Annotated in this window: 16 protein-coding genes; 11 read left to right on the plus strand and 5 right to left on the minus strand. The window is 72.5% G+C overall.

The features are described 5' to 3' along the window. The first annotated feature begins 2 nt into the window (after positions 1 to 2). From A6A25_RS10825 to A6A25_RS10860, 8 genes are all read left to right on the plus strand, one after another. A complete protein-coding gene (locus A6A25_RS10825) occupies positions 3 to 1,895 on the plus strand; it encodes a CRTAC1 family protein (protein WP_143193073.1) in 1,893 nt (630 codons plus the stop codon). Then, positions 1,892 to 2,839: an enediyne biosynthesis protein UnbU gene (locus A6A25_RS43950; RefSeq protein WP_158073711.1), complete on the plus strand. Its 948-nt coding sequence runs from the start codon at positions 1,892 to 1,894 to the stop codon at positions 2,837 to 2,839. The genes A6A25_RS10825 and A6A25_RS43950 overlap by 4 nt, the downstream gene beginning before the upstream one ends. Continuing rightward, entirely contained in the window at positions 2,836 to 8,181 is a 5,346-nt protein-coding gene (locus tag A6A25_RS10835) for a type I polyketide synthase (RefSeq protein ID WP_073888134.1), read from the plus strand. Before A6A25_RS43950 ends, A6A25_RS10835 begins: the two co-directional genes overlap by 4 nt. Beyond that, positions 8,174 to 8,602, plus strand: coding sequence for an acyl-CoA thioesterase (locus A6A25_RS10840; protein WP_073888220.1), 429 nt, complete (start codon positions 8,174 to 8,176; stop codon positions 8,600 to 8,602). The genes A6A25_RS10835 and A6A25_RS10840 overlap by 8 nt, the downstream gene beginning before the upstream one ends. Before the next feature lie 389 nt (positions 8,603 to 8,991). Then, complete coding sequence (locus A6A25_RS10845; protein WP_073888135.1) at positions 8,992 to 10,194, plus strand: DUF6004 family protein; 1,203 nt, start codon at positions 8,992 to 8,994, stop codon at positions 10,192 to 10,194. Positions 10,195 to 10,277: 83 nt separating this feature from the next. Beyond that, positions 10,278 to 11,177 carry a methyltransferase domain-containing protein gene (locus tag A6A25_RS10850; protein ID WP_073888136.1) on the plus strand — a complete coding sequence of 300 codons (900 nt, stop codon included), beginning with the start codon at positions 10,278 to 10,280 and terminating at the stop codon, positions 11,175 to 11,177. Then, the gene (locus A6A25_RS10855) at positions 11,177 to 11,815 is read left to right on the plus strand and encodes a hypothetical protein (RefSeq protein WP_083668243.1); all 639 of its coding nucleotides are present in this window, start codon (positions 11,177 to 11,179) and stop codon (positions 11,813 to 11,815) included. The genes A6A25_RS10850 and A6A25_RS10855 overlap by 1 nt, the downstream gene beginning before the upstream one ends. Continuing rightward, on the plus strand, positions 11,799 to 13,109 hold the full coding sequence (locus tag A6A25_RS10860) for an ABC1 kinase family protein (RefSeq protein ID WP_241828587.1): 1,311 nt from the start codon (positions 11,799 to 11,801) through the stop codon (positions 13,107 to 13,109). The genes A6A25_RS10855 and A6A25_RS10860 overlap by 17 nt, the downstream gene beginning before the upstream one ends. A gap of 24 nt (positions 13,110 to 13,133) precedes the next feature. On the opposite strand, the gene A6A25_RS10865 is transcribed toward A6A25_RS10860, so the two are convergent. From A6A25_RS10865 to A6A25_RS10885, 5 genes are read right to left on the minus strand one after another with little or no spacing between them, the layout of a single operon-like run. Continuing rightward, positions 13,134 to 13,775, minus strand: a complete 642-nt coding sequence (locus A6A25_RS10865; RefSeq protein ID WP_073888138.1) for a PQQ-binding-like beta-propeller repeat protein — start codon at positions 13,773 to 13,775, stop codon at positions 13,134 to 13,136. Continuing rightward, the gene (locus A6A25_RS10870; protein ID WP_073888139.1) at positions 13,772 to 15,484 is read right to left on the minus strand and encodes an ABC transporter substrate-binding protein; all 1,713 of its coding nucleotides are present in this window, start codon (positions 15,482 to 15,484) and stop codon (positions 13,772 to 13,774) included. Before A6A25_RS10870 ends, A6A25_RS10865 begins: the two co-directional genes overlap by 4 nt. Before the next feature lie 17 nt (positions 15,485 to 15,501). Beyond that, positions 15,502 to 16,797 carry an aminotransferase class V-fold PLP-dependent enzyme gene (locus tag A6A25_RS10875; protein WP_073888140.1) on the minus strand — a complete coding sequence of 432 codons (1,296 nt, stop codon included), beginning with the start codon at positions 16,795 to 16,797 and terminating at the stop codon, positions 15,502 to 15,504. Between the two features lie 52 nt (positions 16,798 to 16,849). Next, positions 16,850 to 17,572: a DUF899 family protein gene (locus A6A25_RS10880; protein WP_073888141.1), complete on the minus strand. Its 723-nt coding sequence runs from the start codon at positions 17,570 to 17,572 to the stop codon at positions 16,850 to 16,852. 10 nt (positions 17,573 to 17,582) lie between these two features. Further along, positions 17,583 to 18,920 (minus strand): DUF885 family protein, encoded by a 1,338-nt coding sequence (locus tag A6A25_RS10885; RefSeq protein ID WP_073888142.1) that lies wholly within the window; start codon positions 18,918 to 18,920, stop codon positions 17,583 to 17,585. Between the two features lie 183 nt (positions 18,921 to 19,103). Here A6A25_RS10885 and A6A25_RS10890 point away from each other — a divergent pair, with 183 nt between their 5' ends. Genes A6A25_RS10890 through A6A25_RS10900 form a run of 3 tightly spaced genes read left to right on the plus strand, consistent with a single transcriptional unit; the run spans position 19,104 to position 21,972 of the window. Then, the gene (locus A6A25_RS10890; protein WP_198932646.1) at positions 19,104 to 19,820 is read left to right on the plus strand and encodes a crotonobetainyl-CoA--carnitine CoA-transferase; all 717 of its coding nucleotides are present in this window, start codon (positions 19,104 to 19,106) and stop codon (positions 19,818 to 19,820) included. Next, positions 19,817 to 21,079 (plus strand): aminotransferase class V-fold PLP-dependent enzyme, encoded by a 1,263-nt coding sequence (locus tag A6A25_RS10895; RefSeq protein WP_073888145.1) that lies wholly within the window; start codon positions 19,817 to 19,819, stop codon positions 21,077 to 21,079. The genes A6A25_RS10890 and A6A25_RS10895 overlap by 4 nt, the downstream gene beginning before the upstream one ends. Positions 21,080 to 21,105: 26 nt before the next feature. Next, positions 21,106 to 21,972, plus strand: coding sequence for a class I SAM-dependent methyltransferase (locus A6A25_RS10900; RefSeq protein WP_073888147.1), 867 nt, complete (start codon positions 21,106 to 21,108; stop codon positions 21,970 to 21,972). Position 21,973 lies beyond the last annotated feature (1 nt).

The raw sequence follows: 21,973 nt of genomic DNA on the forward strand, positions 1-21,973 counted from the left end.
CGATGGGTGCGACGGTGAACGCTGCCGCGCGCAAGACCTTGTCCGTGATCGCCGTGGTGGCCGTCTGCGCCGCCGCAGGCCTGATGGTGGTGCGGCCCAGCCTCGGCGACGAGGACTCCGTCGCCGCCCGGTTCGCGTTCACCGCGCTGAAGCTCAACGAGACGCCGGTCGGCGCGCGGACCGAACGCGCCGTCGCGCCGGAACTGCACGGCATCCGCGCCTGGATCTCCTCGGTCGGTGCCGCCGTCGCGCTGGCGGACCTGCGCGGCACCGGCCGCGCGGCCGACGTCTGCCTGGTCGACCCGCGCGACGATTCGGTGACGTTGCGCCCGGTGCCGGTCGGCGGCGGCGCGAACTACGCGCCGTTCGACCTGCGCCCGGACGGCCTGCGCTACGACTCCACGATGGCGCCGATGGGTTGCGTCCCGGCCGATCTGGACGAGGACGGCGACGTGGACTTCGTCGTGCACTACTGGGGTCGCTCGCCGGTCCTCTTCGTCAACACCGGCGGCGTCGGCGTGCCCACCCGGTTCCGGGCCGACGAGCTGATCGAGCCGATGGCGGTGTGGAACTCCGGCACGCTCAACGTCGGCGACATCGACGGCGACGGGCACCTCGACCTCCTGGTGGGCAACTACTTCCCCGACGGCGCCCGCATCCTCGACCCGACCGCGTCCGACGAGACCCGGATCCAGATGCAGGACTCGATGTCGTTGGGCCGCAACGGCGGCACCAACCGCATCCTGCTGACGCGGCCCACGGGAGTCGCCGACCGCAGTCCCGCCGTCGTGGACGCGAGCGTCGCGCTGACCGGTCACGCGGCCCAGTCGTGGACGCTGGCCACCGGCCTGCAGGACCTGACCGGTGACGGCCTCCCGGAGGTCTACCAGGCCAACGACTTCGGGCCGGACCAGCTGATGGTCAACCACTCGGTGCCCGGCGCGGTGCGCTTGCAGGAGGTCACCGGTGCCCGCGACCTGGTGACGCCGAAGTCCGAGGTGCTGGGGCGCGACTCGTTCAAGGGCATGGGCGTCGCGTTCACCTACCCGGGCGGCGCGGGTCTGCCGATGATGGTCGTCAGCAACATCACCGTCCCCTACGGCCTGCACGAGAGCAACTTCGCGTTCGTCCCCGTGGGCAGCCCGCACGACCTGATGGCGGGGGAGGTGCCCTTCACCGAGCGCAGCGAGGCACTGGGCCTGGCCCGCGCCGGCTGGTGCTGGGACGTCAAGGCGGGCGACTTCGACAACGACGGCGTGGACGAGCTGGTCCAGGCGAACGGGTTCCTCAAGGGCGAGGTCAACCGCTGGCCCGTCCTGCAGGAGCTGGCGATCGCCAACGACGAGCTGCTGCGCCACCCGGCCGCGTGGCCGCACTTCGGTCCCGACGACGACCTGTCCGGCCACGACCCGAACCGGTTCTGGGTCCGCGACGGTGACGGCCGGTACTACGACCTGGCGGAGCGGGTGGGCGCCGCCTTCCCCGACAACACCCGCGGGCTGGCCGTCGGCGACGTCGACGGTGACGGCCTGCTCGACGTGCTGGTGGCCAACCAGTGGGAGGACTCCGTGCTGCTGCTCGGCGGTAAGGGCGGCCCGTCGGCGGACCTGCGCCTGGTGCGCCCCGGCGCGGTCGAAGGCAGGTTCGTGGACGCCATCGGCGCGCAGGTGGAGCTGCACCACCCCGACCGGCCGCAGAAGGCCCAGCTGTACCCGGCGAACGGGCACAGCGGGGTGTCCGCGGCCGAACTGCACTTCGCGCTGCCCGGCGGCGGTGCGGTGCGCGCCACCGTCACCTGGCGGGACGCCTCCGGCACGCACCGAGCGGACGTCCTGGTCACGCCGGGGCACCGCACGGTCGAGCTCGGGCCCGGCGCGACGGCGGTGGCGCGATGACCGCGACCCGCCTGGACGGCGCCGGCCTGGAGGAGCCGGCACTCGTCGCACCGGGTAAACCCGGCCTGACCCCGGACCAGCGCCGGGTCAAGGCGCTGACCCGGTTCGCCGTCTCGATCACGGTGTTCAACATCGTCGGTCACGCGTTCCTCGGGTTCGAGCAGGCACCCATCACGCCGGTGGTCGCCGTCCTCGTCAGCTACGCGTCCGCGTTGTGCTTCGAAGCGCTCGACGCCTGGGCGTTCGGCAGGCGGGCCGAGTTCGCCAAGGGCGGTCGGGCGCTCGTGGTCTTCCTGCTGCCGGCCCACATCACCGGCCTGGCGACCGGGATGCTGTTGTGGGGCAACGCTTCCCTGTGGCCCTACATCTTCGCCATCCTGGTGGGCAACGGGTCGAAGTACGTGGTGCGGCTGCGCGTCAACGGCAGGCTGCGGCACGTCCTCAACCCGTCCAACACCGGCATCGCGGTGGTCCTGGTGCTGTTCCCGTGGGTGGGCATCGCACCGCCCTACCACTTCACCAGCACCACGGCGGGCGCGATCGACTGGCTGCTGCCGCTGGCCGTGCTCGCGGCGGGCACCGTGATCAACGTCAAGCTGACCGGCCGGATGCCGCTGATCGCCGGGTGGGTCGGCGGTTTCGTGGCGCAGGCGCTACTGCGCCGGCTGCTGCTGGACCACGACCTGCTCGCCGCGCTGGCGCCCATGACGGGGTTGGCGTTCATCCTGTTCACCAACTACATGATCACCGATCCCGCCACGACCCCGAACGCCACGCGGAACCAGGTGGTCTTCGGCGTCACGGCGGCGGCGGTCTACGGCGTGCTGGTGGTGTCGGGCATCTCGTTCGGGCTGTTCTTCGCCTTGGTGATCACCTGCGTGCTGCGCTGCCTGGTGCGGCTGCTCGGCGCCGGTCGGCGGGGCGCGGTCGGGGCCACCCCGTGAGCAGCGGGCAGTCGGTCGCGGTGGTCGGCATCGCCTGCCGCTACCCGGACGCCGACAACCCCGCCAGGCTGTGGGAAACGGTGCTCGGCCGGCGCCGCGCGTTCCGGCTGCTGCCCGACCGGCGGCTCGGCGCCGGGTACCGGGGGACCGAGGCCGACCAGACGTACGTGACCCACGCGGGGCTGCTGCGCGGCTGGGAGTTCGACCGGCACCGGTTCGAGGTGCCCGGTCCGCTGTTCCGCACCGTCGACCAGACGCACTGGCTGGCGTTGCAGACGTGTGCGGAGGCGCTGGTGGACGCCGGGTTCCCCGACGCCGACGGGCTCGACCGCGACCGTGCCGGTGTCGTCCTGGGCAACTCGCTCACCGGTGAGTTCTCCCGCGCCGCCCAGCTGCGATTGCGCTGGCCGTTCGTCCGGCGCGCGGCGGTCACCGCGCTGTCGGGTGCGGGCGTGCCCGACGAGCAGGCCGAGCACACCTTGGAACTGCTGCGCGACCTGGTCCGCGGCCCGTTCCCGGAGCCGGGCGACGAGACGCTGGCGGGAGCGCTGTCCAACACGATCGCCGGTCGCGTCTGCAACCACTTCGACCTGCACGGCACCGGCTACACCGTGGACGGCGCGTGCTCGTCGAGCCTGCTGGCGGTGATCACGGCCTGCCGCGCCCTGGTGTCCCGCGAGCTGGACTTCGCCCTCGCCGGCGGCGTCGACCTCAGCCTGGACCCGTTCGAGCTGGTCGGGTTCGCGCGGCTGGGCGCGTTGGCCGAAGGCCGCCGGATGAGGGTGTACGACGCCGAGCCCACGGGTTTCCTGCCGGGCGAGGGCTGCGGCGTGGTCGCGTTGATGCGCGCCGACGACGCCCGCCGGGCGGGGCTGCTGGTGTACGCCGAGGTGTCCGGGTGGGGCACGTCCAGTGACGGCTCGGGCGGCCTGACGCGCCCGGAGACGTCAGGCCTGGTGCGCGCGATGGACCGGGCGTACGTGATGGCGAGTGCCGACCCCGCGTCGGTCGACCTCGTGGAAGGGCACGGCACCGGCACCGCGGTCGGCGACCGGGTCGAGCTGTCGGCGCTCAACCGCTTCCGAGCCGGTGCGGCCAAGCGTGCCGCGCTCGGCTCCGTCAAGGCCAACGTGGGGCACACCAAAGCCGCGGCCGGTGTCGCCGGGTTGATCAAGGCGGCACTCGCCCTGCACCACCGGGTGCTGCCGCCCACCACCGGGTGCGAGGACCCGCACCCGCTGGTGACGGGCGCGAACAGCACCGTGCGCGTGCTCGCCGAGCCCGAGCCCTGGCCGGACCGCGCACCCGTCGCCGGCGTGTCCTCGATGGGGTTCGGCGGCATCAACGCGCACGTCGTGCTCTCCGGGAACGGTGGCTCCGGCGTCGTCCCGGAGCCGATGCTGCGGTGGAGCAGGCCGTTGCCGGCGCACGAGATCGTGCTGCTGACCGCTCCGGACCGCGACGAGCTGGCCGCGCGGCTCGACGTCCTGGCGGCCAAGGCGGGCTCGCTGAGCGCGGCCGAACTGCACGACCTCGCCGCCACCCGGTACCGGGCGGCGGCCCGCGACGACGCGCCGCGCTGCCTGCTCGTGAGCGATTCCCCCGAGCGGCTGGCCCGGGTCGCGGAGCGCGCGTCGCGCCGCGTGCGGGACTGGGACAAGACCCTGCTGGTCGACCGCGAGGAGGGGTTCGTGCTCGCCGGCGGGGCCGCGCACCGGGTCGGGCTGCTGTTCCCCGGCCAGGCGGCGCCGGTGCGCGCCCACCTCGACGGCTGGGCGCGCGACCTGGCCGTGCCGGGGATCCCCGACGGCGTGCGGCTGCACGACGGCGCGACGGCCACCGCCGTCGCGCAGCCCGCGATCGTCCGGCAGTCCCTCGCGGCCCTGGCCCTGCTCGCCGAACTGGGGTGCGACGCGGTGGCCGCGGTCGGGCACAGCCTCGGCGAGATCACCGCGCTCGTGTGGGCGGGCGCCCTGACCGCCGAAGAGGGCCTGCGGCTGGCCGCCGCCCGCGGCCGGGTGATGGGTGAGCACGGACGCGCGGGCACCGCCATGGCGAGCATCGGCCTGCCGCTGGCCGCGATCGAGGAACTGGCCGGCAGCACGCCGTTCGTCGTGGCCGGGGTCAACGCACCCGACCACGTGACGATCGCCGGCCAAGCGGCCGACGTGCGCCAGGTGGCCGAACGCGCGGTGCGGGCCAAGGCACGGGCGAAGGTGCTCGCGGTGTCGCACGCGTTCCACACCGAGGCGATGCGCCCGGCCGCGGCGCCGTTCGCCGAGGAACTGCCCCTGGTGCGGCTGCGCCCACCGCGCCGGACGGTGTTCTCCACCGTCACCGGCCACCGGCTCGACCCGGGCACCGACCTGCGCTCGCTGCTGGTCGACCAGCTCACGGCACCGGTCCGGTTCGCCGACGCCCTCGCCGCCCTGACCGCGGAGTGCGACCTGCTGGTCGAGACCGGGCCGGGCACCACGCTGACCTCGCTGGTGACCGGGCTCCCGGCGGTCTCGCTGGACCCGGGCGGCTCCGGGCGCGAGCACGCTATCGCGCTCGCCGCGCTGACCGCGGTGTCCGCGTGCGACCTCGACCGGTGGTTCGGCGACCGGGCCCACCGCCACCTCGACCTGGACACCCCGATCACGCTGCTGGCGAACCCCACCGAGACCGAAGCGGCACCCGCCGTACGGTTGCCGGAGCACGCACCGACCGTGAGCACGGACCCGGTGCGAATGCTGCGGGCCCACCTCAGCCGCACGCTGGAGCTGCCGCTCGACGGCATCCGGCCCGACCGCAGGCTGCTCGCCGACCTGCACCTGAACTCGTTGCAGGTCGTCCAGCTCGTCGCCGAGGCCGCGGACCTGATGGGCAGGCGCGTGCCGGTGCTGCCGCCTTCGCTGGACACGATGACCGTGGGCGAGCTGGCCGAGCTGGTCGCGAGCAGGCCACCCGTGGAGGAGACCACCGACGCGGTGGACGGCGTGCGCCCGTGGGTGCGTTCGTTCGAGCACCGGTGGGAGCCGTGGACTCCGACGGCGCCCGATGGCGACGTGCGGTGGACCGTGTCGGCCGCAGCGCCCCGATGGCTGCACGATGCCGCGCGGAGGTCCGGGACCGAGGGCGCGGACCGCAACGGACTGGTCGTGTGGCTCGGTGACGACACGGGCGTCACGGCGGTCGCGGACGTGTTGCGGACCATCAGCGCGCACCGGCCCGACGTGCTCGCCGTGCCGCACCACGGCCACCCCGCCGCCGCTGCCGTGGCGAACAGCGCCGCGGTCGAACTCGCCTCGTGCACAGCGACCTCGATCGAGCTGCCTGTGGGCACCTGCGACGTCGACCTCCGCCTGGCAGGGATCGGCGGACGGCTGCGGGTGGACGCGGCGGGCGGTGTGCGGCGTGAGGTCACGACGGTGCGTCCGGCGGCACCGGGCGGGCCGCTGCCTGTGGGCCCCGGCGACGTCTGTCTGGTCTCTGGCGGTGTCGACGGCATCACGGCGCGCTGCGCGGAAGCGCTGGCCCTGGTCACGGGTTGCACGCTGGTCTTCCTCGGGCGGTCACCTCGGGAGGCGCCGCGGGTGGCGGCCGGCCTGGCCTCGCTCGACCGGCGGATCACCGCCCACTACGTCGAGTGCGACATCACCGATCCGGAGCCGCTGCGGACGGCGGTCGCGGCGGCCGAGGCGCATGGGCCGGTGCGCGCCGTCCTGCACGGCGCCGGCGTCAACGAGCCGCGCCCGCTGGCCTCGGTCACCGGGACGACGCTCGCCGCGACCCTCGCCCCGAAGGTGACCGGGCTGCGCAACCTGCTGGCCGCCCTGGCGGAACCGCCCGTGCTGCTGGTCGGCTTCGGGTCGATCATCGGACGGCGAGGCTTGCCGGGGCAGGCGGAGTACTGCGTCGCCAACGACTGGCTGCGCGCGGACCTGGAGCGGTGGGCCGCCGCGAACCCGGCGTGCCGCACCAGGGTGCTGGAGTGGTCGGTCTGGTCCGACGTCGGCATGGGCGCGCGCATGGGCGTGCTGGATTCGTTGCGCGACCGGGGTATCACGCCGATCGACCCGGACGCGGGAGTGGCCGTGATGCTGGCCGCGCTCGCCGACGAGGGCGCCCCGGTGACCCAGCTGGTCGCCGGGAGGTTCCCGGACGGTCCGACGCTGTCGGTGGCGGGGCCGCCGCTCGCACCGTTGCGCTTCTCCGCCGCCCCTCTCGTGCGCGTCGCGGGGGTGGAGGCGGTCCTCGCACCGGTGGTCTCCACCGGCAGCGACCCCTACCTGGACGACCACCGCGTGGACGGTGTCCCGGTGCTGCCCGCCGTCGTCGGGCTGGAAGCGATGGCGCAGGCCGCGGCGGCGGTGGTGGGCGAGCGGAAGAGCTGGGAGTTCACCGACGTCGAACTGTCCGCGCCCGTGATGGTGAACCCGCACGAGCCGCGGGCGCTGCGCGTGGCGGCGCTCGCCCGCGACGAGGTCGGGTCCGGGGTGGACGTGGTGCTGCGCGACGGTTCCGACGGCTTCGCCACCGATCGCCTCCGCGCCGTGGTCCGGTGCGCACCGCCCGCGCCGCACGGCACCGCCGCGACGACCGCACCGCCACGACGTGACGGGCCGCACGAGTTCTACGGGCCACTGCTGTTCCACACCGGACGGATGCGCCGCCTGGTCGACTACGAGCACCTGTCGGCCTACCGGGTCCGGGCGTGGGTCCAGTCTGGACCGGAGCGCTGGTTCTCCGAGCACCACGCGTCACGGTTGTTGTTGGGTGACCCGGGCGTGCACGACGCCGGGATCCACGTGCTGCTGGCGTGCCTGCCGCACCGCCGGGCGCTGCCCGTCGCGGCCGAGCGGCTGGTGGTGTGGCGGCACCCCACCGGCCTGGTGCTGGTCACCGCCGAGGAGCGGTCGCACGACGGCGACGACTACGTCTACGACCTGTGTCTGTCCGATGAGGACGGTGCGCCGGTCGCGCGGTGGGACGGCCTGCGGCTGCGCGCGTTCGGCGATCGACCGTGGGCCGAACCCGTACCCGCCCGACTGATCGGTCCGCTGCTGAGCCGGCGGCTGTCCGAACTGGGCCTCGCCGACCGCCTGGAACTGGTGAGCACCGAGGACGGCGTGGTCGCCCGCGGTGACGCGCCCGTGGGCGTCGGCTGGGCTGGTGACCGCCGGACGGCTGCCGCGCAGGCACTGCTGGACCTGGGACTGCCCGGTGAGGCCGAGGTCGAGCGGACCACCGACGACGGGATCGTGGTCGGCGGGACCGCCGCGGCGCGGGTCGTCACCTTCACCGGTGCGCGGTCCGTCGCGGTCGCCCTGCCCCGGAGGTGTGAACGAGGTGCGTGAGTACCACTGGCGGCACGTGGTGACCTTCGACGAGACCAACCTCGTCGGCAACGTTTACTTCGCGCAGTTCCTGCACTGGCAGGGGCACTGCCGCGAGATGTTCCTGGCCCGGCACGCGCCCGGGGTGCTCAAGGAGCTGAGCACGGGTGCTCTCGTGCTCGCCACCACGTCGTGCTCGATGGAGTACTTCGGGGAGTGCTTCGCCTTCGACGAGATCGACATCGCGATGACCCTGCGCGAGCGGTGGGACAGCGGGCTGCGGATGGCCTTCGACTTCCGTCGCGACGACCGGCTGGTGGCGCGCGGCGAGCAGACCGTCGCCTCGTTGCGCCGGGTCGGATCAGGCGTCGAGCCCGTCGCCGTCCCCGACGAGCTGGTCATTGCCCTGGCGCCGTACGAACTCGCGCGCAGGACCCCGTGAAGGCGCGTCGTCCCGGTGCTCCTGCCCGGTCTCGGGGAGCGGGCGCCCGGCCGCGGCCAGCGCCGCCAGGTACGACACCTCGTCGTGCAGCGGCGCCATGTCACCCTCCCGGGTTGCTATCGGAAAATCAACCATCAACGACGGTAGCGCGACGACGCCGTGGTGTGCCGCCACGATCGGGTCGACTTCGGACACTCCGGAGCGATCGTGGGATCGACGTTGTGTATCCGCTTAACGCCACCGGATTACCCGACACACGCCTGTGTTGTGAAGCCGGGGGCGGCCACCGCGCTGGTCGGGGACCATCACCAGCGGAAGTATAGCTTTTCGTAGCTTGTAGACCCGCCTCGTTCGCGTTCGCGGACGGGACAGACGCTGGAGGTAGTGCAGTGAGCAGCACCCGGGAGACCTACGAGTCGCTGAACCTCGAACCGAAACCCATCCGACCGCACATCCTCGCCGCGGCGACCGTCGTGTTCGGCGAGGACTACTACGCGGGCCGGCGGGAGACCATCAACCTGTCCGGCTTCGTCCAGCTGAACAAGTGGCCCATGCCGGGGTTCGAGCACCGGGTGGACGAGAAGGGGTACGCGGAGTTCGAGACTGAGCTCATCAGCGCGCCCGAGGTCGGCATCAAGGGCTTCAGCTACGAGCTCGACGACCGCATCCAGGTCCTGTCCAACCCGTTCCTGCCCAACACGGGCCACGTGCGGCAGATCGTGCCGGGTAAGAACTTCCCGGCCGAGTTCTACATCCGCCGCTTCGGCATCCTCGAGACCAGCACGCTGCGTCTCGCGCACCGCAACGTCATCGACATCTACGGCGTGGTCGACCACGTGCCGCCGTTCAAGAAGCCGCTCACCGGCCCGTACCTGGGCAACCCGCGCGGTGACGGCCCGTTCGAGGTCGTGCAGGCGCCGAATGTGGCCCGCGGCACGACGTTGCCCGAGGCGTGGTACCCGGCCGACGACGAGAACCAGCCGATCGGCATCACGCCGACGGTGTTCTTCGCCCCGAGCGCGGGCCCCTGCATGTCGATGCTGGTCGACCCGTCGATGATCATGCAGGTGTCGCTGGAGGGCCGGGTCGAGGTCGAGGTCAACGGCAAGACCGTGCAGGTCGACCTGGCGGGCGACCACCGCAAGGCCGCCGGCACGGAGATCCTGCTGTTCGGCCCGGAGAAGCACGCCGAAGGCGTCGGCGTGCTGGCGCAGATGGCGCGGCTGGCCGTCGTGGGCCACTGCCCCGAGCTGGGTGGTCGGGTCATGCTGCGGGCGAGCTGGCCGCGGGTGTCGGGCGGCACGCTGGGCGAGGGTTCCGAGGAGAGCCTCAGCCGCGTCAAGTTCCCGGGCGCGCTGCACCTCGACGCCGAGTTCGAACTCGTGACGCCGGAGGCCACCCTTTATGCGGCGAACTCGGTGCACGTCAGCGGTAACCTCACCGACATGGGTGCGACCGGCACCGAGCTGTCGATGAGCGGCGTGGACGCACCGCTGGTCACCACCGACGACGAGGTGAGGGCGCGGCTCACGGGCGTGCAACTGGTCATGCGCGACGCGTTCGTCGGCGAGCACGCCGCGGTCAACGTCTGACCGCGCACCGACAGGTTTTCCCGGACACACTCGTCGTTGCGCCGGACGGCCGTCCGGCGCAACGCCCTCCCAGGAAGGCGCCCATGGACCAGCGGCTCCTAGTCATGCACCAGGTGATGCTCGCGGACCGTCCTCGATTGAGCGCCTACGACCGGGCCCTGGCGTCGGCGATCACGGCAGGTGACGTGGTCGCCGACGTCGGCGCGGGCACGCTGGTGCTGTCGATGCTGGCCCTGCGGCACGGAGCCGGGCACGTCTACGCCATCGAGGCCGACCCGACCATGGCCGCGGTGGCCGAGCGGATCATCGCGGACAACGACCTCGGCGACCGGGTGACCCTCGTCCAAGGGGACGCGCGAGCGGTCAGGTTGCCGCGCCGCGCCGACGTGATCGTCTCCGAGATGATGGGCAACCTCGGCCCGGAGGAGCAGATGGTCGAGATCCTCGACGCGGTGGCCAGGCGCAACCTGCGCCCCGGCGGTTCGGTCGTGCCGCGTCGCCTCACCACCGAGCTGGTCGCCATCGAGTTCGACGGCGAGGGCTGGGGCACCTGGGGCGACGTCCTGCCCGGCTACCGCTTCCACGCCGTGCAGGAGTTCGTCGAGCCGCACGCCCAACTGCACTTCTTTCAGCGCGAGCCGCGGTTCCTCAGCGCGCCCGCCCGGCTCGGTGACGACGTGATCGGGCAGGGCACGACGGGCAGGCCGCCGCGCGCCCTGCGCCTGCCGGTGCACCGCGACGGCCGCCTCCACGCCGTCATGGGGTACTTCACCGCCGAGCTGGCCGACGGAGAGCTGCTGTCGAACTACCCGTCCTACCCGGGCTGCAACTGGGCGGTCTGGGTGTGGCCCCTGCGGCACACCGACGTGTGCGCGGGCGACGAGGTCCACGTGACCGTGGTGCCGCCGCGCGGGCGCGGGCAGGAGCGCGACGCCACGGCCTGGAGGCTGGACTGCCGCATCGTCCGGGCGGGGAGGCGGTGATGCCGTTCGCGGCGGGCACCGTCCGCGACATCCCGGTGCACGGCTTGAAGCTGTGCGGCCTGACGTGGACCGGGGAGTTCCTGATGTTCTCCGAGGCGGTGTCCAACCAGATCATGGCGCTGGACCCGTACAGCGGCGAGGTGGAGCGCCGCATCCCGTGCCCCGAGGTGCGCACCGACCTGACCACCGTGGGCGGCAACCTCGTGCAGGTCGTCGGTGACCGGCGGGCCCTGCGGGTGATGGACCCCGCCACGGGCGACGAGGTCGGGGAGATACCCAACCCGAGGCCGGGCAACGTGCTGTGCGGCCTGGAGGCCACCCGCCACGGCATCTGGCTGGGCTACGAGGACCTGCGGCGCATCGACCTGCGCGGCTACGGCGACCTGGAGCTGCTGGACACCTTCGCGGTCTCCGGGAGGCCCGCGGGCGTGACCGTGTCGGACAACTACCTCGCCTACGCCGACCACGCCGCGTCGACCATCACCATGGTGGACATCGACGAGCGGCGGGAGGTGGCGTCGTTCTCGGTGGCGGGCAACCCGACCGGGCTCACCTGGGACGGCACCCGCATCTGGTACTGCGACTACACGACCTTGCAGCTGCGGGCCATCGAGGTACCGGGTGTCGACAAGGGGTGAGCGGGACGGGGACGAGCCGCCCGGGGCGCTCGCGCTCGCGCGGCGACTGGGCGGGATCCTCCTCGTCGCCGCGGTGACGCTGGTCCCCGTCCTGGTCACGGCCCCGGTCGTGGCGCTGGCGCGCGGGGGAGAGGCGGCCCGGCGGCACGCGTGGTCGCGGCTGACCACCCTGCTGACGCGGCTGGGTCCCGCGTTCGTCAAGGCCGGGCAGGTCCTGGGCACCCGGCGCGACGTGCTCCCGCCCGCGCTGTGCGACGAGCTGGCGACGTTGCGGGACGCGGTCGCGCCGCTGCCCGCGTGGCGGGCCCGGGCGGCGTTGGTCGAGGTCTACGGCGACGAGTTCGACACCCTCTTCGCCGAGGTGGACTACGCGGCGGTCGCCAGCGGCAGCATCGCGGGCGTGCACCGCGCGCGGTTGGCGTCCGGCCGCGAGGTGGCGCTGAAGCTGCGCAGGCCCGACGTCGACCGGGTGATGCGGCTCGACCTGCACCTGGTGCGTCGCGTGGCCGGACTGGTGGCCGGGCAGCCACCGTTGCGCGGTGTCCCGGTGATCGAGGTCGTGGACGCCATGTGCGCCGCGGTGCTCGGCCAGCTGGACTTCGAACGCGAGGCGGCGAGCCTGGCCCGGCTGCGCGCGGAGCTGGCCGCGGTGCCCAGGGTGTGGGTGCCGCGAGTGGTGCCCGAGGCGTGCCGACCGCGGTGCATCGCCATGGAGTTCATCCCCGACCTCGACATCGACGCGGCGGCGCGCTGCTCGCCCGCCGCCCGCCGCAAGTTCGCCGCGTCCGGGCTCACCGCCATCTACGAGATGCTGTTCGTGAACGGCTTCGTGCACTGCGACCTGCACCCCGGAAACCTGTACTTCACCGAGTCCGCCCAGGTGGTCGTGCTCGACGCGGGGTTCAGCGTCCAGTTGAGCGAGCGGCTGCGGCTGCTGTTCGCCGACTTCTTCCTCAACATGGCCATCGGTGACGGCGACAAGTGCGCCGCGATCGTCGTGGAGAGCTCCGCCGAGGTGCGCCCGGACGCCGACCTGCCCGGCTTCCTCGACCGGATGGCCGACCTGGTGCGGCGCAGCCACAAGCTGTCCGCCCGCGAGTTCAGCCTCATGGCGTTCGCCACGGAGATGTTCGACCTCCAGCGCAGACACGGCATCCACGCCGCACCGGAGCTGATCTTCCCCCTGCTCTCGCTGCTCGTCATCGAGCCGACCATCCGCGAGCTCGACCCCCGGGCGGACTTCCAGGAACTCGCCCGTCCCGTGCTGATGAAAGGCCGGTTCAGCTCCCGCTGACCGGGGCCGGCGAGAGCACGTCGGTCAGTGCAGCACGTCGTCGAGCCTGATCGCCTTGAGCCGGCGGGCCCGGAAGTCGCAGTACCACAGGCTGTAGCCGTCCCAGGCCATCCCGGTCGGCGCGCCCTCGACCCGGGCCGTGCCCACGATCCGCCCGGCCCGGGTGTCCACGGCCCGCACCAGCCCGGTCTCGAAGTCCGCGTACACCACCGTGTGGTTGACCACGGTCAGCCCGGACGGCGAACCTTCCACCGGGATCTCCCGCTGCACGCCCATCGTCTCGAAGTCCCGCAACTGCACCACCGCGGGCTCGCGCAAGCACATCCACAGGCCGTCCGCGGACGTCTCCGTGCCGCACAACCGGCCGCTGGGCGGGTTCACGGCCGTCGTGCCGACGACCTCACCCGTCCGCGGGTCGACCCGCACGATCCGCTTGGGCCGGTCGCCCACCTGCCACAGCACCCCGTCGTGGTCGGTGAGGTCGGCGCGGACGCGGTCGCACCGCAGCTCGCGCACCACCTCGCCGAAACCCGGCTCGATCGCCCAGATCCGCCCGGCGTCCTGGTCCGACTGCCACAGCAGGCCGTCCAACCAGGTGAGCCCGCACAGGTAGCTTCCCGGTGACGGCAGCGAGCGCACCACCGGGATGGTCGTCGGCGCGGTCACCGCGCCGGCTCCAGCCACAGGTTGGACAGGTCGAACCAGCGGTCGATGGTCGGCATCGCGATGGCGTTGCGCACCCGCTTGCCCTTGAGGTGCGGGATGGTCGGCGCGTGCTCCAGGATCGGCACGATCGCCGCGTCCCGCATCACGAGCTCGTCCACCCGGTGCCAGATCGCGTGCGCCCGGTCCTCGTCCACGGTGGCGAGCGCCTGGTCGATCAGCCGGTCCACCTCGGGGTTGCTGTAGCAGCCGTAGTTGCTGGTGCCCCTGGCGCGGTTGGTCTGGAACATCGGCTGCAGGAACGCGCGGCCGTTGGTGCCGAACCAGTCGGGGGTCCACGACGGCGAGGTCAGGTCCCACGCGCCCGCCTCGGCGTTGGCCGGGTCCTGGAGGTAGGCGTAGTAGTCGGCGTGCCCCATCGGCAGCAGGTCGACGGTGATCCCGGCCCGTTCCAGGTCCGCGGCGCAGGACTTGGCCACCTCAGGATTGGCGTCCACGTCGCGGTGCAGGTACGTCAGGGTCAACCCGTCCGGGTACCCGGCCTCGGCCAGCAGCGCACGGCACCGGTCCGGATCGCCCCGGTCGCCCGGCGTCGGGTACAGGTCGAACGGCTCGTACCCCGCGTTGCCCGCCGGGATCGCCGAGCGGGCCGGCCTCATCACCGTCCCCGCGGCGAGCCGGTCGTAGATGTCGAGCACCGCCATCTTGTCGAACGCCCACGCCAGCGCCCGGCGCACCTCCGGCTTGCCCAGCGCGCCGCCGTTGTTCGGGCTCACCGCGTTGAACACCAGGTACGGGTTGAGCGCGTAGCCCAGCTCGTTGCCGGGGTCGGTGGGGTTGGCCTCGTACGGCTCGGTGACCGGCGAGGCCCACGACAGGTCCGCCGCACCGGAGTTGATCTTCCGGCCCACCTCCACCGGGTCGGCCCGCTCCATGACCACCTCGACGGCGTCGACGTGCTGGTTGCGCACGTCGTCGGTGCCCTTGTCCCACACGGGGTTGCGCTGCAGCCGCAGGTACCGGCCGTGGTCGTAGTCGATCACCCGGTAGGGGCCGTTGGAGCGGACCTCGCGCCGGAACCGGTCGCTGTCGGGGACGAGCGCGTCGTACTCGACCGGCGCGGCGGAGGCGAACGGCATCGCCAGGACGTGCAGGAAGTCCGCGGCCGGGCGGGCCAGCTCGAACACCAGCGTCCAGTCGTCCAGCACACGGATACCGCTGATCTCGTGGCTGTTCTGGAAGTCCGCGAGTTCGGCCGCGGACGCGTCGGCGTGCGGCACGGTGGCCGCGTACGCCGCGGCGAACTCGGCCATGCCCCGGATGGTGCTGGTGAAGTAGCCGATCGCACCGGCGCCGCACACCGGGTTGCACATCCGCTTGAAGCCGCGGACGAAGTCGTGCGCCGTGACCTCGCGCGGCGGCGCGGTGTCCCACTGCACGCCGCGGCGCAGGCGGACGGTGTAGGTCAGGTGGTTCACGCTCAGCCCGGCGTTGTACGTCGTCGGCACCTCCGCCGCGACGTCGGGCACCGGGGTGATCGCGCGCCAGTCCCGCAGGTCCGCGACCGCCGGGTAGGTGAACAGCTGCCGGGCGAACAGCCGGGTGATCTGGTGGCCGAGCGCGTAGTAGGCCGACGCCGGGTCCAGGTGGTCCATGCTCCCCGGCCCGTAGAGCCGGAGGGTGCCCCCGCGCCGCGGTTCGCTGCTGCTCATTGCTGGTGACCTCCGGGTCAGGACATCTCGTCCGCGAGCCGGGCCATGACCTTGAGCGCCCGGTCGATCTCGTCGTGGTTGTTGAACAGGTGGGTGCAGACGCGCGCCGCGTAGTGCATGTGCGGTGAACCGGGCACCTCGAACTCGACCCACCTGATCCAGATCCGGTGCTCGGACTCCAGTCGGTCGACGAACCTCATGATCTTGTTGATGTTCCAGGCGTCCTCGGGAGCGCGGAACGGCTTGAACGCGACCAGCGGCGCGTGCAGCCGCTGGTCGTGCAGCGGGGAGTACAGCGCGGGCTCCCCGAACAGCTCCACCACCCGCCGCTTGGCGTACCAGCCGAGTTCCAGGGCGCGTTCCTCGATGCGCCGCCTGCCGATCCGGTTCCAGATCTCGCACGCCTTGGCCAGCGCGGCGGCGCGGCCGATGCTCGCGCTGCCCGCGCTCTGGAGGTAGTCGCCCATGTTGCACGTCTCGACGGACGTGGTGGTGCGCTTGGGCATGTCGCCCATCAGCGGGTACCAGGTGGAGATCACCGGCCAGAACCGGGGCAGCGGCAGCGGGTTGTGCTCGGGGAACACCTTGTTGCGCACGTACAGCAGGCCGGTCCCGAGCGGGCCGCACTGGAACTTCGAGCCCGAGCCCGCCAGGAAGTCCAGGCCGAGTTCGCGCAGGTTCACGTCCAGCACGCCCGGCAGCAGCGCACCGTCGGCGATGGTGATCACGCCGTGCCGTTGGGCGAGGTCGCACAGCGCCCGGATCGGCATGCGGGTGCCGGTGAACAGCGTGGTCGCCGCGAAGGCCATCACCTTCGTGCGCGGGGTGAGCGCGGCCTCGAAGGTGGCGACGACCTGCTCGGCGGTGATGTCCGGGCCGGACGGCAGGGTGACCAGGTCGACCCGCACCCCGAAGCGGTGGTGCGCGAGGTTGAAGTTCGACAGCACCGAGAAGCACTCGTGCGAGGTGGTCAGCACGGCGTCGTCCGGGCCGAGGTCGAGGCCCGCGATGATCCGCGAGATGCCCTCGGTGGCGTTGTGGCAGATGACCAACTCGTCCTGGTCGACACCGAAGTCCGGGGCGATCCGCGCCCGGTAGTCGGGGTAGAGGCTGGGCGGGTAGATGTTGGCCAGGCCGCCCGCCCACTGTCTGGTGACCCGCTCGTAGGTCTCGGCGACCTCGTGCGGGATCGCGCCGACGGTGCCCGTGTTCAGGTGCGTCGTCGCCGGGTCGAGCGCGAAGATGTCCCGGATCCTCTCCCACGACGCGGTGGCGAGGTCGGTGTCGACGTCGAAGTCGATGCTCAAGGCCACGGTCCGTCCCCTTCGTGCGACCGTTCGGACACCAGCGCGGACTGCCCGGGCGTCACGCGGAGGACGACTCGGCCATCCGGTTGCCCGCCTCCGCGGGGATGTAGTCGTTGCTCGCGTACCACTCGCCGCGGCCGGACGGGAGCAGGTCGAGCACGTTCCAGACCGGGCTGAGCAGGTCGATGCCGCGTTCGGTGCCGTCGTAGTGGTTCGCGGGCAGCGAGTAGAAGTGGCGCACCACGCCACCTTCGTCCCGCAGCACGCTCACCATCGGCCGCTGCTCACCGTTGGGCCGCTCGGCGTTCAGGTCGGCGTTGAAGGTGGTGCCGTGGCTGGACAGCAGGCGCAACCCGGTCCAGCCCCGTCGACCGGCCCAGTCCCGGAGCTTGTCCAGCGGTGCCTTGGCGATCACCGCGAACGCCGTGTGCTGGGCGAGGTGCGCGGTCACACCGCGCAGGCCGTCCACCCACATCGAGCACATCGGGCACGCCGCGTCGTGGTCGGGGTGGAACATCAGGTGGTAGATGAACAGGGTGTCGTGCCCGTCGAACAGGTCGCGCAGCGGCGTGCGGACCGGACCCCCGGGACCGTCCTCGGCCAGCTCGTAATCGCGCAGCACCGGTCCGGGTGGCATCGCCCGACGCGCCGCGGCGACGGCCTCGACCTGGTCGCGCAGCGCACGTTCGGCCCTGGCCAGTTCCATGCGGGCGGCCTGGTACTCCGGGCTCGCGCCCGTCGGCCAGATCGGCAGGACGGGTTGATCCCGGGTGTCGCTCATCTCGCCCCTCTCACATCGGCGGTGATCCGTCCGCAGTGGACGTCACGGTGGTGGCCTCGCGCACCGGAATCCGAGCACCGCGAACAAAGCGTTGCCCATCGGCGGTGCGCGGCACAACCACCGAGCCTTGCCCGATGGGGTGATTCGGCACCGCCGCACCGCGCAGCTCGTCGGGCAGCACGGGCTCGTCCAACAGGTGGTGGAACCGGTCCGCGGCGGTTTCTCCCTCGCTACGGGCGTCGAGCCATTCGGAGACCAGACGCCTGCCCTCCACGTAGGTGGTCGTGTAGGCGCGCCAGAGGGGATCGGTCAGGAAGCGCACCATGTGCCGCGCTCGCGGCTCGGGCAGCAGGAGCCACCGCACCAGGTGGTCCACGACGTCCTCGGCCGACGCGCCGCGGTCGTGCAGCATGATCGCGGCGTCCTGGCGCACGCCCATCAACCTCCACCACGAGCGCATCACCGCCTCCAGCCGCTCGCCGTCGACCCGCAGGCCCTGCTCGGCCAGGATCGCGGCCGTCCACGCGCCCCAGCCGTCGCCGATGGACCCGGCCAGTGCCATCTCGGCCACGCCCTCGGCGAGCAGGCACTGCGGGGTGTTGACCACGACGAGGGTGTGTTCGCCCTCGCCACGCCGCTCGACCAGCCCCGCTTCCTTCAGGCAGTGCTCGCTGTGGTGGCCCGGGTAGGACTCGTGCGTGGCCAGCAGCGGCAGGGCGGCGAGGTTGCGGCCCGCTCCCGAGTCGAGCATGACCAGCGAGCGGTAGCCGCCGAGGTAGCGGTTGAAGGCGTTCCAGGGCTTGTCCCGCACCACTTCGTACCGGACGTGCTCGCCCTCCGGCAGCCCGTACCGGGCGCGCACGAGCGGGCGCAGCGCGTCGGAGACCGACTGCACGGCGCGCTGGAGGTGCTCGGGGCCGACGGAGTTGGCGTCGTGGAACCGCTCCAGCCGGGCACGCAGGTCGTCCGTGCCCGGCAGCAGGGCGCTGATCTCGTCGTGGGCTTCGCGGTAGCGGTCCTGGTCACCCGTCTCGATCTCGACGCCGAAGCAGTCCAGGACCTCGGCGCGGAACGGCACCGGCCCGCCGGACAGCCGCAGGGCGGAGCACCGCATCGCGGCCAGGTGCGCGTCCAGGAAGCGCTTGCGCCGGTCGGGCAGGGCGCTGTCCGCCACCAGGGCCATGACCTCGGTGGCCTGCGCGGCCAGCTCCGCGGCCGTCGGCAGGGGTTCGTCGCGCACCTGCCCGGCCAACACCGGGTCGCCGAACCAGCAGTCCACGAAGCCGTCGACCATCCTGCCCAGGAGCAGGCCGATCCTCAGGTACGCGCGAACTTCCGGCTCGTACATGAATCCTCCCGGACCGGCGATGACCGGAACGTAACCGGTGGGTGCGGTGTCGGCAATCCGGAAGCGGTCCGGACTCACACCGCCGGTGAGCGACCGTCCACTCGATCAGGTGCCTTTAGGAACATATAGCAGCTGATACAGTCGAAGGCGTTCGGCAACCCGGCCCCTCGGGAGGTTGTCCTGTTGTTCGAGTCTATTGTGGACCGGATACGCGCCGACGTGCCGGCCCTCCGCTGGGACAAGGGCTTCTGCCTCGAGGTCGCCGACGTCTACGACCGCGCGCCGACGTGGGCACTGGACCGCGAACTCGCCCGCAGCTACCAGGCGCTGCAACGGGTGAGCCTGCGGCAGTTCGAGCTCGTCGTGGCCGGCGGTATCCGCGTCGAGCCGTGGCGCGGCGCCGGCCTCCCGTACCGCGATTCCGCCGAACTGCGCGGGCAGGTGCGCCGGACGCGGGTGCTGAAGCTGCACCTGACCGCCGACGGGCACGGCTCCGTTCCCGGACCGGAGGACCACCCGATGCGCGCCGACTCGGGCGTCGAGGTCGACGGTGTGCCGTTGTGCCACAACGACGTGTTCCGCGTGGTGCACGACGTGTTCGGGCACGCGGCGTTCGACCAGGGCTTCGGCCCGCGCGGCGAGTTCACCGCGACCTACCTGCACGCGCGGATGTACCCGGTGTCCGCGCGGCCGGCGCTGTTCACCGAGCAGATCGGGCAGGTCTGCTGGTTCTTCTTCGGCCCACACCTCAGGGACCGCTCCGGCGTGCCGCGCTCGCCCGGTGACGAGGGGTACGTGCCCGCCCGGAACCGGCCGTACCCGCAGCAGAAGGTGTTCGCCTTCGACCGGCGCTACCTGGACCGGTTCGGCTCGCTGTTCACCACGGAGGAGACGCGATGAGCCAGCTGCACCCGGGCGTGCTGCCCGCGACCGTGCGGGCCGACTTCCCGATGCTGCGCGGCGAGGACGCGCCGGTCTACCTCGACAACGCCGCCACCACCCAGAAACCCCAGGTGGTGCTCGACGCCGTGGTGGACTACTACCGCACGGCGAACAGCAACGTCGGCCGCGGCCACCACCGGCTCGCGCTCGCCGCGACCGACCGCTACGAGAACGCGAGGGCCGTGGTCGGGTGCTTCCTCGGCGCGCGGCACCCCGAGGAGGTCGTGTTCACCGCCAACACCACCGACTCCACCAACCTCCTCGCGGAAGTGGTCGGCAGGCGGGTCGTCGGCCGCGGTGACCAGGTGGTCGTCAGCGGCATGGAGCACAACAGCAACCTGCTGCCGTGGCGGCGGCTGTGCGACCAGGTCGGTGCGCGGCTGGTGGTGGCTCCCACCGATCCGGCCGGACGGGTCGACCTGCCCGCCTTCACCGCGCTGATGGGGCCGCGGGTGCGCATCGTCGCGGTGGCCCACGTGTCCAACGTGCTGGGCACCGTCAACCCCGTCCGGGAGATGGCCGACGTGGCGCACCGGCACGGTGCCCTGGTGGCCGTGGACGGCGCGCAGGCCGTCGCGCACCTGGCCGTGGACGTCGGTGAGCTGGACGCGGACTTCTACTGCTTCTCCGGCCACAAGGTGTACGGGCCGATGGGCATCGGCGTGCTGTACGGCAAGCACGAGCTGCTGGCGGACCTGCCGCCGTTCCGGGTGGGCGGTGGCACGGTCAAGGGCGTCCGCCACGACGAGCCGGTGCGCTACGTCCCGGCACCGGCGCGGTTCGAGGCGGGCACGCCCAACGTGGCGGGCGCGGTCGGGATGGCGGCCGGGCTGGAGTACCTGCTCGGCCTCGGCGGACCCGCCGTCCGCGCCCACCACGAGAGCCTGGTCGCGGCGGTGCTCGAGGCCGTCGCGGACCTGGAGGACGTGGACGTGGTCGGCGACCCGGGTGCCGTGCCGTGCGGCATCGTGTCGCTGTCCGTGCGCGGCGTCCACCCCTACGACGTCGGCGGCCACCTGGACGCCAACGGCATCGCCGTGCGCTGCGGCGTGCACTGCGCGAGCACCTTCCTCGACAGCCTCGGCCTGGTGGGCACCGTGCGGCTGTCGTTCGCGGTCTACAACACGCTGGAGGAGATCGAGTACCTCCGGTCCGTGCTGAAGACCGTGCGGCCCGGCACGTGGACCGCCGAGCACCCCACCGAGCGCTTCCTCTGACCGCACCGACACCCGCGAGAGGGCCCATGGTCACCACACAGCTCGACCACATCCGGTTCAAAGAGGGCCAGCGGGTCCACTGGGACGCCATCAGCACCGGCTGGCTGTCCGTGCTCGACACGTTCGAGCGCGGCGCCGCGGTGGTGACCGCACGGCTGCTGGAGCTGGGCGGGGTGGGGCCGGGCAGCTCCGTCCTCGACGTCGGCACCGGTGTGGGTGAGCCCGCGCTCGCCGCCGCCGTCGCCGCGGGCCCGGCCGGTCGGGTGGTCGGCGTGGACCTCTCGCCCGCCATGGTCGACCTGGCACGACGGCGCAGCGGCGGGATCGGCAACGTGGAGTTCCTGGTCGGCGACGTGGAGTCGCTGGACCTGCCTGCGGGCGGCTTCGACGTGGTGCTCGCCCGGTGGAGCCTGATGTTCGTACCCGATCTGCCGGCGGCGTTGCGCTCGATCGCCAGGGTGCTCAAGCCGGGCGGGGTGCTCGCCGCGTCGACCTGGGGACCGCCCGAGACCGTGCCGATGCTCTCGCTCGGCTTCCGCGTGCTCGCGGGGCGGCTGGACCTGCCGGCGGGGAAGACCGGTGAACCCGGTCCGTTCAGCATGTCCGACCCCGAGGCGGTGGCGCGGCAGTTGGCCGAGGCGGGGTTCACCGACGTGACGATCACCGAGGTGGAGGTGCCGTTCGAACTGGGCTCCCCGGAGTCCTACGCCCGGTTCACCGAGGCCGTCACCCCCGCGCGCCTCCGGGAGCTGGCGCGTGAGCGGCTGGGTGCCGACGAGCGGAGCCTGTGGGCCGAGGTCGCCGCCGCGGCCGCCGAACGCCGCCGCCCGGACGGCCCGGTCCCGTTGCCGAGCACGGCCCTGTGCCTGCGCGCGACCGCCCCGACCGGATGAG

The organism is Saccharothrix sp. CB00851 (genome assembly GCF_001905065.1).
GTDB lineage: Bacteria > Actinomycetota > Actinomycetes > Mycobacteriales > Pseudonocardiaceae > Actinosynnema.

Bases quoted from the DNA above. Each gene is read 5' to 3' on its own strand.
- A6A25_RS10825 (WP_143193073.1), top strand. From the start codon at position 3: ATGGGTGCGACGGTGAACGCTGCCGCGCGCAAGACCTTGTCCGTGATC.
- A6A25_RS43950 (WP_158073711.1), top strand. From the start codon at position 1,892: ATGACCGCGACCCGCCTGGACGGCGCCGGCCTGGAGGAGCCGGCACTC.
- A6A25_RS10850 (WP_073888136.1), top strand. From the start codon at position 10,278: ATGGACCAGCGGCTCCTAGTCATGCACCAGGTGATGCTCGCGGACCGT.
- A6A25_RS10855 (WP_083668243.1), top strand. From the start codon at position 11,177: ATGCCGTTCGCGGCGGGCACCGTCCGCGACATCCCGGTGCACGGCTTG.
- A6A25_RS10870 (WP_073888139.1), bottom strand. From the start codon at position 15,484: ATGAGCAGCAGCGAACCGCGGCGCGGGGGCACCCTCCGGCTCTACGGG.
- A6A25_RS10880 (WP_073888141.1), bottom strand. From the start codon at position 17,572: ATGAGCGACACCCGGGATCAACCCGTCCTGCCGATCTGGCCGACGGGC.
- A6A25_RS10885 (WP_073888142.1), bottom strand. From the start codon at position 18,920: ATGTACGAGCCGGAAGTTCGCGCGTACCTGAGGATCGGCCTGCTCCTG.
- A6A25_RS10895 (WP_073888145.1), top strand. From the start codon at position 19,817: ATGAGCCAGCTGCACCCGGGCGTGCTGCCCGCGACCGTGCGGGCCGAC.
- A6A25_RS10900 (WP_073888147.1), top strand. From the start codon at position 21,106: ATGGTCACCACACAGCTCGACCACATCCGGTTCAAAGAGGGCCAGCGG.